We start from the raw sequence: 10432 nt of genomic DNA, 5'->3' as shown, positions 1-10432 counted from the left end.
GGTCCGCCGCTCGACGACGGGACAGCGGCCAGGACGGTCCGCCGGGGCGAACCCGCCGAGGTTGAGCAGCGGGAGGTAGCGGGCGCCCGGGTTGCGGCCGGAGACGGCCGGGCGGACCACGGAGCGCACGCCGTCCGCGCCGACGACCAGGTCCGCCGCCGCCGTCGAGCCGTCGGCGAAGGTGGCCACGGCCCGGTCGCCGGTCTCGACGACGCCGGTGCACCGCCGGCCGGCCGTGACCTGCGCCCCGGCCGAGACGGCCGCCTCGCGCAGCACCCGGTAGAGGTCGCCCCGGCGGACCGTCCTGGCCGCTGTCCCGTCGTCGAGCGGCGGACCGAGCGGCAGGCTGCCGAGGCGACGGCCGGTGGCGGACCACAGGTCCATGACCGGCGTCGCGAACCCGAGCGGGCGGACGGCGTCGAGCACGCCGAGCGCACGCATCGCGGCCAGCCCGTTGCTCTGCAGCGTCAGGAAGGAGCCGAGGTCGTCGGCGTCCGCGGGGCGGGCCTCCGCGACCTCGACGTCCCAGCCGAGCCGGCGGAGCGCGACGGCGGTCAGGCACCCGGCGATCCCCCCGCCGACGACCGTCGCAGCAGGCACGCGGCACCCCTGTTCCCCGGCGCTGGCGCCGCTAGGCTGAACTCGTCACGACAAGTATCTTGAGAGAACGAGATACTTGTTTCGACGAGTCTCTTCGACAGACGAGCGTTTGGCAAGACGCAGAGAGGGCCGGGGATGGCCGACGCGCAGGACGGGACACCCCAAGGCGGCGAGGGCGACGCCGCCGGGGCCGACGTCGCGTTCCTGCTCCAGCGCCTCATCGCGCAGGCGGTCCTGTCGAACCACGAGATCGCCCAGCGGCTGGGGCTCGGCAGCAGCGACTCCCAGTTCCTCACCCTGCTCCAGGTGCACGGCCCGCTGACCCCCGGCGAGCTCGCCCGGCTGTCCCGGCTCACGACCGGCACGGTCACGGGGGTGCTGGACAGGCTGGAGGCCAACGGCTTCGTCCGCCGCGAGCGCGACGCCACGGACCGCCGCAAGGTTGTGGTCGTCCTCGACCAGGCGGCGCTCGCGGAGCGGGTGGCGCCGCACTACGCGGGTCACGCCGAGGCCAGCCGCGCCGCCCTCGCACGGCGGACGCCGGCCGAGCGGGCCGCCGTCCTCGCCTTCCTCACGGACCTGCTGCCGCCGCCGACCTGACAGCGACGCCGCGCCGGCCGGGCCCGGGCCGGTCGCTCAGCGCCGCGCGGCGCAGCCGGTGCCCGCGGTCCCGTCGAGCTCGTGCAGCGTGAGGAGCACGAGCGCGGCGGTCCACGCCAGCGGCGCGACCCCGGCCGGGCGGCCGTCGGCGAGCACCTTCTCGGGCAGCGCCCCGAGCGGCGTCCGCCGGGAGTCCAGCCAGGTCAGCCGGCGCACGGCCTCGTCCCGGTCGCCCGACGCCGCGGACGCCAGCGCGAACAGCGCGGTCTCCGGCGTCCAGCTCACCGTCTGCTCGCGCCACTGCTCGCCCGGGGCGAGCCCGCCGCCGGGCCGGGCCAGCCGGGCCGGAGCGGCCCGGAACGCGGCGACGACCTGCGGGTCCGCCGCCGGCTGGAACGGCGGCATCATCATCGCCAGGGCGCTGTCGGCGCCGCCGCGGTCCGGGTAACGCTGATAGCCCGAGCCCGCGAACCGGTCCCGGACGGTGCCCGTGAGCCGCTCGGCGGCCCGCCGGGTCTCCCGGGCCCGCCCCGGGTCGCCGAGCACCGTGTAGAGCTCGGACGCCGCGTGCAGCCCGGCGATCATCGGCGCGACGCTGCCCAGGGTCACCCGGCGCTCGCGGACCTCCCAGTAGTCCGGTGACGGCGGCGGCAGCTCCCGGCCCTGCGCGGTGACCCGGAGCAGCGCCGCGACGGACCGGTCGAGCAGCGCCCGCCGGGCCGCGACGACGCCCGCCCGGTCCTGTGCGGGGGTCGCCCGGGCCACCGCGGCCAGCCCCCAGAGGGCCCAGCCGCTGCCGTCCAGCTGGACGCCGCGGTCGTCCGGGGCACCCGACCCGTCGGGGCGGTAGCGGGCCTCGAAGCGGCCGTCGGGGCGCTGCTGCCGCTCGACGAACGCCATGACCTGCACGGCGTCGTCCACGTGCCCGGAGACGGCGAGCGCGGCGGCCCCGGCCGAGGCGTCCCGGGGCCAGACGTACCGCCAGCGGTCGGTCCACCCGGCGACGAGGGCACCACCGGGCAGGGTCAGGACGCGCAGGTCGAGCAGGGCCGTCGCGGAGAGGTCGGCGAACCGGGTGCCGGTGCCGGGCAGGCAGGCGGCGGCCAGCCAGGCCCGCTCGTCGGCCGCCCGGGCCCGGGCCCGGACGATCTCGGCGAGCGTGGCGGTCCGGGCCGGGAGCAGCACCCGCGTCCCGGGGTAGAAGGGGTTCTCGCCGGCGTCCTTCCCGACGGGCAGCGGCACCCGGCCGCCGTCCGCGGCCACGCCGACACCCACCGAGTACAGCGACGACGGCAGCGACGGCGCCCGCCCGCGCGGCACGAACCCCATGGTCGCCACCGCGACGACGACGACCCCGAGGACGGCGGCCGGCAGCCGCAACCGGCGCAGCCGCGGGACGGCGGACCGGCCGGTGACGGGAGGGCCCCCGGACAGGTCCCCGGCCACGCTCAGGGGTGCTCCCGGATCGCGGTCGCGACGAGCTCGACGAGCCGGTGGCCGCCGCAGGCCCCGGACCGGTGCTCGTTCGACCAGCTCTGGACGGCGACGACGCTCGGCACCGGCTCCCCCGGCCACTGCGCGAGGACCGGCCCGCCCGACGAACCCACGGCGACCGCCGCCGAGTGGAACATGACCTGGCTGTCGTCGCTCTGCTCGTCGTGCCCGTCGAGCGGGAGCCCCGACACCGCAACAGGTTCGGCGTGCGCGGCCGTCGCACCGCGGTACCCGACGAGCGTCCAGAGCGGCTCGCCGTCCCACTCGTCGCGGTACCCGCGGACGCCGAGCCAGCCGACGTCGTCACCGATCCGCCGGTCGAGCACGCAGATCGCGTAGTCGTAGCGCTCCTCGAACGGCTCGATGACCGGGGGCACGACGGCGAGCGCGTAGTGCACCGCGACACCGTCCGCGACGCCGTGCGGCGCCCGCCCCGGGCGCGCCGCGGGGGTGAACCTCAGCCACCCCGGGACGGCCCGGTCCGGCGCGGGCCGACCGCCCCGGCCCCACGCGACGACGTGGCTCGCGGTGAGCACGTGCCGGGGACCGACGAGGACGCCGCTGCCCCAGCCGCCCGGGACGTCGACCCGCCCGACGGCGGACCACGGCAGGCCGGCGCCCTCGATGGGCTGCGGCACCGGACGGTTGTGACCGCTGCCGGCGTCCCGGGACGGGGCCGCCCCGCGCGGAGGGACGGCCCGGATCATGGGCAGGGTCGGCGGGACGGGGGGCAGCGGCTCCCAGCGCGGCAGCCACGGCCCGCCGCCGTCGTCGAGGGTCGGCCCCTGCGGGGCCCGGTCCCGGGCTCCCGCGCCGGCCGGGACGGTCACGGCCGGCAACGGCCTGGCCGGCACCCCGCGCGGCAGCGGGGCGCCCCGCCGCAGCAGCCGGGAGAGCCAGGAGGTCACGGGCTCATCTTGACGCGCGGGTGCGCCGGAGGACACCAGGTTCCGGGGTGCGTCCCGCCACGTGGTCCTGCGGCGGCACCGGCGACGGGCACTACCGTGAGCGCCGACCGGCCCACGGGCCTCCGGACGGACGAGGAGAACCACCCGCCATGACGTGGCTGAAGCGGCCCGCGCACGCCCGCTGGCTCGAGGCCGAGACGGACCGGCTGCTCGACTTCGCGCGGGCCTCGCGCCGTCCGGCCGGCGGGTTCGGGTGGCTCGACACGCAGGGCCGGCTCGACCCCGCGCACCCGGTGCACCTGTGGATCACCTGCCGGATGACGCACGTGTTCGCCCTGGGGACGCTCCTCGGCCGGCCGGGCTGCCGACCGCTCGTCGGGCACGGGGTCGCGGCCCTCACCGGGATGCTCCACGACGACGAGCACGGCGGCTGGTTCGCCAGCGCGGACGACGACGGGCCCGTCTCGGTCACCAAGGAGGCGTACGGGCACGCGTTCGTCGTCCTCGGGGCGTCCTCGGCCGTGCTCGCCGGGGCGGCCGGCGCGCAGGCGCTGCTCACCGAGGCCCTGCGGGTCGTCGACGAGCGGTTCTGGCGCGAGGACGACGGCATGGTCGTCGACTCCTACGACCGGGCCTGGACGGCGGCCGACCCGTACCGCGGCGTCAACGCGAACATGCACCTCGTCGAGGCCCTGCTCGCGGCCGCGGACGTCACCGCCGACCCGGGGCGGCTCGACCAGGCGCTGCGGGTCGCCGACAAGGTCATGGGTTTCGCCCGGACGACGGGCTGGATGATCCCCGAGCACTTCGACTCCGCCTGGCAACCCTTGCTCGAGTACAACGCCGAGACCCCCGCCGACCAGTTCCGGCCGTACGGCGTCACGGTCGGCCACGGCCTGGAGTGGTCGCGGCTCCTGCTCCACCTCGACGCCGCGCTCGACGCGGCGGCCGACCCGGGCGGTGCGGGCGACCACGGCCGGACCGGCGCGCCGGCGTGGCTGTGGGAGGCCGCCCGCGGCCTGTTCGCCGCCGCGACGACGCACGGCTGGGCCGTCGACGGCCACCCCGGGTTCGTCTACACCCACGGCTGGGACGGCGTCCCCGTCGTCCGGGAGCGGATGCACTGGGTGGCCGCCGAGGCGGTCGGGGCCGCGGCGACGCTGGCCCGGGTCACCGGGGAGCCGGAGTACAGCACCTGGTACGAGACGTGGTGGGACTACGTCGCGACGTACGTCGTCGACCGGGCGGGCGGCTCCTGGTGGCACGAGCTCGACCCGCAGGGACGACCGTCGTCCACCGTCTGGGACGGCAAGTCGGACGCCTACCACGCCCTGCAGGCGACGCTGATCCCCCGGCTGCCGGCCGCGCCGAGCCTCGCGTCGGCGCTCGCCCGGGGGCTGCTCGACGCCTGAGCCGTTCTCACGATCTGTGCGGCACCGGTCTTACCCGGCTCTCAGGTGCGGGAACGAACCTCCTGGAAGACAGCTTCCCCGCGAACGCTCCCCGCGAACGCGCCGGGGGCCCGCCACCAGGAGGACACCATGACGCTCGTCGACACCGACCCCCGCGCCACCGCTCCGGCTCCCGCGCTCGACCGCGACGTACCGGCCGCAGTCCGGACGACGGGCCTCACGAAGTCCTACGGCGGCCGGACCGTCGTCGACGCTCTGGACGTCGAGGTCCCCGCCGGGGTCGTCTCCGGCTTCGTCGGCCCGAACGGGGCCGGCAAGACGACGACGATCCGGATGCTCCTCGGCCTGGTGCGGCCGACCTCGGGCACCGGCACCGTGCTCGGCGAGCCGCTGTCCCACCCGGGCCGCTACCTCGGCGGCGTCGGCGCGATGATCGAGGGCCCGGCGTTCACGCCCGCGCTCAGCGGCCGGGACAACCTCCTCGTCCTCGCCCGGGCCGGCGGCCTGCCGACCGCGCGTGTCGCGAAGGTGCTCGACCGGGTCGGCCTCGGCGCCCGCGGCGACGACGCGTTCCGCTCCTACAGCCTCGGCATGAAGCAGCGTCTCGGCATCGCCGCCGCCCTGCTGCCGGAACCGCGCCTGCTCGTCCTCGACGAGCCGACGAACGGCCTCGACCCGGCGGGCATCGCCCAGATGCGCGAGCTGCTGGCGTCCTTCCGCGACGAGGGCATGACGGTCCTCGTGTCGAGCCACCTCCTCGCCGAGGTCGAGCAGGTCGCCGACCACCTCGTCATGATCCGGCAGGGCCGGCTCGTCTTCCAGGGCACCGTCGCCGACCTCGTCGCGACCCAGCACCCGCGGATCGTCCTGCGGACGGAGCGCCCCGAGGACGCCGACGTGCTCGCCGACGTCGCGGCCGCGCTCGACTGGGCGGCGTCGGCCGCCGCCGGCGAGGTCACCGTCCCGCTCGCGGCCGGCACGCCGGACGCCGAGGCGTTCGCCCGCGCCGCGGAGCTGAACCGGCGCGCGCACGGTGCGGGCGTCGTCCTCACCCGGCTCGAGCTCGAGCGCCCGACGCTCGAGGACGCGTTCTTCTCGCTCACCGGCCCGGGCAGCGGCGACGTCCGCTGACCTGTCGCGCCGGCGGCGTCGTCCTGCGCCGTCCCCGCTCCTTCCCTCCGCTCTGCCCTCACGTCTGCCCGTCCCCAGAACCCGCCCTCGCCCCGTCAGGAGACCTCCGATGTACGGATCCTTCCTCGCCGCCTGGACCAAGCTCCGCAGGCCCGCCCTGCTCTGGGGCACCTACGCCGCGACCGCGGCCGTCACCGCGCTCGTCACGACGCTGACGTTCGTCTTCGCCGACGACGCCGCCGTGACCGACGGGCCGCCCAGGCCCGGCGGCGGCGCGACGATCGAGAGCCTCTCCCAGGCGTCCGGGCTGCTCGCCGGGCTGAGCAGCGCGGTGAGCCTCTTCGGGATCATCGCGCTCTGCGTCGCCGCGGCCGCCTTCGCGGGCGAGTACACGACCGGCACGCTGCGCAACATGCTCGTCCGGCAACCGCACCGCGGCCGTTGGCTCACCGGTACCTGGGCCGCGATCGTCACGTTCACCGTGGGTTCCGTCCTCGTCGCGACCGTCGTCGCCGCCGGCGTCGCCTCGGCGCTCGCGGCCGGCCAGGGCGTCGACACGAGCACCTGGTTCACGGCAGACGGCCTCGGCGACTCGCTGCGGACCGTCGGCGAGGTCGCGCTCGCCACCGCCGGCTACGCCACCCTCGGCAGCGCGCTCGGGGTGCTCCTGCGGGCCTCGATCCCCGCGGTGGCCATCGGGTTCGGCTGGCTCTTCCTCGTCGAGACGATCATCTCGGGCACGGTCGACGGCTCCGCCCGCTGGCTCCCCGGGCAGCTGCTGTCCGCGATCGCGTCGAACGGCACCGCCGAGGTCACGCTCACCGCGGCCCTCGTCACCGCCGCCGGGTACCTGCTCGCGAGCGCCGGCGCCGCGGCGACGTCGTTCGTCCGCCGCGACGTCACGGCCTGACGTTCCCCTGACGGGCGGTCCGGCGCACCGGACCGCCCGTCCCACCACCCGCTCCCCGGACCCGCGAGGATGGCCCGCATGTTGGTGCTCGTCGTCGAGGACGACCCCGCCGTGCGGGCCAGCCTCGAGCGCAGCCTCGAGTTCGAGGGCTACACCGTCGTCTCGGCGACAGACGGCGAGGCCGGGCTCGCGGCGGTGGCGACGCACCGGCCCGACCTCGTGCTCCTCGACCTCGGGCTGCCGAAGGTCGACGGGCTCGAGGTCTGCCGGCGGCTGCGGGCGGCCGGGGACGGCGTCCCGGTGCTCATGCTCACGGCCCGGGAGTCGACCGGCGACCGGGTCCGCGGCCTCGACGCCGGCGCCGACGACTACCTCCCCAAGCCGTTCGCCCTCGAGGAGCTGTTCGCCCGGGTGCGGGCGCTGCTGCGGCGGGCCGGCGCCACGGCCGAGGGCGGCAAGGTGCTCGTCGTCGACGACCTCCGGATGGACACCGCGGCCCGCGAGGTGACCCGGGCCGGCGAGCCTGTCCCGTTGACCCGCACCGAGTACGAGCTCCTCGAGTACCTCATGCTCCACCCGCGCCAGGTGCTCACCCGGGCGCAGATCCTCGCCGAGGTGTGGGGCTACGACTTCGACCCGGGCTCGAACACCCTCGAGGTCTACGTCGGGTACGTGCGGCGCAAGACCGAGACGGGCGGGCGGCCGCGGCTGCTGCACACGGTGCGCGGCGTCGGGTACGTCGTCCGGCCCGCGGCCGGCAACGGCAACGGCAACGGCAACGGCGGGACGCCGTGAGGCGGCTGGGGCGGCCGCGCTCGCTCCTCGCCCGGCTGGCGCTGCGGACGGCGGTCACGGGGTTCGGGTTCTTCCTCGTCGCGGGCGGGGCGGTCGTGGTGGTCGCGGCCCGGACCACCGTCTCCCAGGTCGAGGAGCAGCTGCAGGCCGTCGCGGACGCGCTCGGACGACTGCCGATCGCGGCGACGACCGACGCCGCGACCTTCTGCTCCACCGTGACGACCCAGGCCCCGGTGGCGCTGAGCGGCCAGCGTCAGGTGCTCGTGCAGCTCACCGCACCCGACGGCACGGTGTGCCGGGTCCCGGGGACGCCGGACCTCGCGGTCGCCGAGCCGATGCCCGGGCAGCTGCGGATGCTCACCGGTTCCTCGCTGCCCGCCGTCCGCGGGGAGTTCGGCCAGCCGGTGCTCGTGCTGACCCGCCCGCTCGACAACGGCTGGACCGCCCGCGTCGGCGGTGACCTCACCGACTTCGGGGTGCTCGCCCGGCGGCTCTGGCTGACCCTGCTCGTCATCGGCCTGCCCGGCGCGCTGCTCGCCGTCCTCGCCGGGTACGCGGTGACCCGCAACGGGTTGCGCCCCGTCCGGGCGCTCGCCGACGCGGCGGAGACGATCGCCCGCACGCAGGACCTCACGGTGCGGGTCGAGGTGCGCGACGTGCCCGCCGACGACGAGGTCGGCCGGCTCGCGACCGCGTTCACCGCCATGACCTCGGCGCTCGCCGACGCCCGCTCCCGGCAGGCCCGGCTCATCGCCGACGCGGGGCACGAGCTCCGGACCCCGCTGACGAGCCTGCGCACGAACCTCGACCTCCTCGTCCGCAGCGAGCGCACCGGGCGGGCGCTGCCCGCGGCCCACCGCGAGGCGCTCCTCGCCGACGTCACCGGCCAGCTCGACGAGCTCTCGGGCCTCGTCTCCGAGCTCGTCGTCCTCTCCCACGACGAGCCGGTACGGCCGCGCGGGGAGGTCCGGTTCGACGAGGTCGTCGCCGCCGCCGTCGAGCGGGCCCGGCGCCGCGCGGGCGGCCGCACCGTGGAGGCCGACGTCGCGCCGTGCACGCTCGCCGACGCGGACGCCGTCGCGCTCGAGCGGGCGGTGGTGAACCTCCTCGACAACGCCGTGAAGTTCTCGCCGCCGGCGTCGACGGTGTCGGTGCGGCTGGCGCGGGGCGAGCTGGACGCCGTCCGGCTGACGGTGGACGACGAGGGGCCCGGCATCGCGGTCGAGCACCGCACCGACGTGTTCGAGCGGTTCTGGCGCGCGGACGACGCCCGCTCGCTGCCGGGCAGCGGGCTGGGCCTCGCGATCGTCGCCGACGCGGCCGCCGAGCACGGCGGGGCGGCGACCGTCGAGGCTGCGCCCGGCGGCGGGACGCGCGCCGTGATGACGCTTCCCGCCGGGCCGTCGGCATGGGACCGCTGATGGGCGCACGGCCGGACGCCGTCGCGGCGCTGCCTGCCGAGCCCGGCGCCTACCGGTTCCGCGACGAGGCCGGCCGCGTGCTCTACGTCGGACGGGCCGGCGACCTGCGCCGCCGGGTGGCGTCCTACTGGGGTGCTCTGCGGGACCGCCCGCGGCTGCGCCGGATGGTGCCGCAGGTCGTCGCCGTCGAGGCGCTCGTGTGCGCGTCCGAGCACGAGGCGGCCTGGGTCGAGCGCAACCTGCTCGAACGCCGGCTGCCGCGGTGGAACCGGGCCCGCGGCGGGCTGGAGATCCCCACGTACCTGAGGCTCACGTCGTCCCCGCAGTCGCCCGGCCTCGAGGCGGTGCACCTGCCGTCGTCCGGGCCGGACGTCGTCTGCTTCGGCCCGTACCTCGGCGGCGGCCAGGCCCGGCTCGCCGTCTCCGCGCTGCACCGGGTGCACCCGCTCGCGTACGCCGGCCGCACGCTCAGCGGCTCGGAGCGCGAGATGGCGAGGCTGCGCGGCGTCGACCACGCCCGGCTGCCCGACCTCGTCGACGCGGTGTCCGCCGTCCTGCAGCGGGATCCCGCCGCCGTGGCCGCCGTCCGCGCCGACCTGCTGGCCCGCCGGGACGCCGCCGTCTCGCAGGAGCAGTTCGAGGTGGCGGCGAGGCTGCAGGAGGAGCTCGCCGCGGTCGACTGGGTCGTCGCGCCGCAACGAGTCACGGTCGACGCAGGCGGCGACCTCGCCCCGAGCGGCTGGTCGGACGGCGTGCTCGTGTCGTTCCGGGTGCGGGGCGGGCGGCTCGACGGGTGGGAGCAGCAGGTGTGCGACCGCCCCGCGGCCCCGGTCGCCTGCCCCGACGCCTGGGAGCCGTTCGTCCGGCGCAACGCGGAGCTCGCCGCGGTGCTGGTGCGGTTGCCGGTGCGGGATCCGGCGGTCCGGTGACGGATCGCGCGACGACGCACACGACCGTCAACGAGTAGCGAGCCGTCACGCAAAGTTGTTCTGCCGGAACGGGTCTCGCGGTGGTCAGACTGTCGGGCCCTGTCCGTAGTGTTGTTCTCGTGAGCAGCGACGAGCAGACCTGGGGCGAGGCGCCCGGCCATGAGCCGGACGCCGCGCTTCCTGCTGCGTCGGCTGGTCACCGGGTGTCGGAGGGGTCGTTGCCGGTGCACGA

At 76.8% G+C, this 10432-nt stretch carries 10 protein-coding genes; 7 read left to right on the top strand and 3 right to left on the bottom strand.

The genetic code is table 11. The features are described 5' to 3' along the window. Positions 1–600 (bottom strand): FAD-dependent monooxygenase (locus tag EDJALFJO_RS12980; RefSeq protein ID WP_158220419.1); only part of this gene is annotated, 600 nt, incomplete at its 3' end. 135 nt (positions 601–735) lie between these two features. Between EDJALFJO_RS12980 and EDJALFJO_RS12975 the strand changes: the two genes are divergently transcribed. Beyond that, entirely contained in the window at positions 736–1200 is a 465-nt protein-coding gene (locus tag EDJALFJO_RS12975; RefSeq protein WP_088285846.1) for a MarR family winged helix-turn-helix transcriptional regulator, read from the top strand. Between the two features lie 36 nt (positions 1201–1236). On the opposite strand, the gene EDJALFJO_RS12970 is transcribed toward EDJALFJO_RS12975, so the two are convergent. Both EDJALFJO_RS12970 and EDJALFJO_RS12965 read right to left on the bottom strand, forming a co-directional pair. After that, positions 1237–2646 carry a glycoside hydrolase family 15 protein gene (locus tag EDJALFJO_RS12970; RefSeq protein ID WP_088285844.1) on the bottom strand — a complete coding sequence of 470 codons (1410 nt, stop codon included), beginning with the start codon at positions 2644–2646 and terminating at the stop codon, positions 1237–1239. Between the two features lie 2 nt (positions 2647–2648). Next, positions 2649–3602, bottom strand: a complete 954-nt coding sequence (locus tag EDJALFJO_RS12965) for a serine protease (protein ID WP_088285842.1) — start codon at positions 3600–3602, stop codon at positions 2649–2651. A gap of 149 nt (positions 3603–3751) precedes the next feature. Here EDJALFJO_RS12965 and EDJALFJO_RS12960 point away from each other — a divergent pair, with 149 nt between their 5' ends. The 6 genes from EDJALFJO_RS12960 (at position 3752) to EDJALFJO_RS12935 (ending at position 10200) form a co-directional block, all read left to right on the top strand. Next, positions 3752–5014 (top strand): AGE family epimerase/isomerase, encoded by a 1263-nt coding sequence (locus EDJALFJO_RS12960; RefSeq protein WP_088285840.1) that lies wholly within the window; start codon positions 3752–3754, stop codon positions 5012–5014. A 129-nt stretch (positions 5015–5143) separates the two neighbouring features. Next, complete coding sequence (locus tag EDJALFJO_RS12955; RefSeq protein WP_088285838.1) at positions 5144–6145, top strand: ABC transporter ATP-binding protein; 1002 nt, start codon at positions 5144–5146, stop codon at positions 6143–6145. Positions 6146–6254: 109 nt separating this feature from the next. Then, positions 6255–7055, top strand: a complete 801-nt coding sequence (locus EDJALFJO_RS12950) for a hypothetical protein (protein WP_088285836.1) — start codon at positions 6255–6257, stop codon at positions 7053–7055. Positions 7056–7124: 69 nt separating this feature from the next. Beyond that, a complete protein-coding gene (locus EDJALFJO_RS12945) occupies positions 7125–7850 on the top strand; it encodes a response regulator transcription factor (protein ID WP_233149840.1) in 726 nt (241 codons plus the stop codon). Then, on the top strand, positions 7847–9271 hold the full coding sequence (locus tag EDJALFJO_RS12940; RefSeq protein WP_088285833.1) for an ATP-binding protein: 1425 nt from the start codon (positions 7847–7849) through the stop codon (positions 9269–9271). Before EDJALFJO_RS12945 ends, EDJALFJO_RS12940 begins: the two co-directional genes overlap by 4 nt. Then, on the top strand, positions 9271–10200 hold the full coding sequence (locus EDJALFJO_RS12935; protein ID WP_088285832.1) for a hypothetical protein: 930 nt from the start codon (positions 9271–9273) through the stop codon (positions 10198–10200). Before EDJALFJO_RS12940 ends, EDJALFJO_RS12935 begins: the two co-directional genes overlap by 1 nt. The last annotated feature ends 232 nt before the right edge of the window (positions 10201–10432 follow it).

Origin of the sequence: Kineosporia sp. A_224 (assembly GCF_002198655.1) — a bacterium.
Taxonomy (GTDB): domain Bacteria; phylum Actinomycetota; class Actinomycetes; order Actinomycetales; family Kineosporiaceae; genus R-H-3.
Note: the sequence above shows the minus strand (reverse complement) of the source record. Positions and strands in the feature narration are given on the sequence as shown.

Coding starts and splice junctions, on each gene's coding strand:
- EDJALFJO_RS12975 (WP_088285846.1), top strand. CDS start 736: ATGGCCGACGCGCAGGACGGGACACCCCAAGGCGGCGAGGGCGACGCC.
- EDJALFJO_RS12960 (WP_088285840.1), top strand. CDS start 3,752: ATGACGTGGCTGAAGCGGCCCGCGCACGCCCGCTGGCTCGAGGCCGAG.
- EDJALFJO_RS12955 (WP_088285838.1), top strand. CDS start 5,144: ATGACGCTCGTCGACACCGACCCCCGCGCCACCGCTCCGGCTCCCGCG.
- EDJALFJO_RS12950 (WP_088285836.1), top strand. CDS start 6,255: ATGTACGGATCCTTCCTCGCCGCCTGGACCAAGCTCCGCAGGCCCGCC.
- EDJALFJO_RS12945 (WP_233149840.1), top strand. CDS start 7,125: ATGGCCCGCATGTTGGTGCTCGTCGTCGAGGACGACCCCGCCGTGCGG.
- EDJALFJO_RS12935 (WP_088285832.1), top strand. CDS start 9,271: ATGGGCGCACGGCCGGACGCCGTCGCGGCGCTGCCTGCCGAGCCCGGC.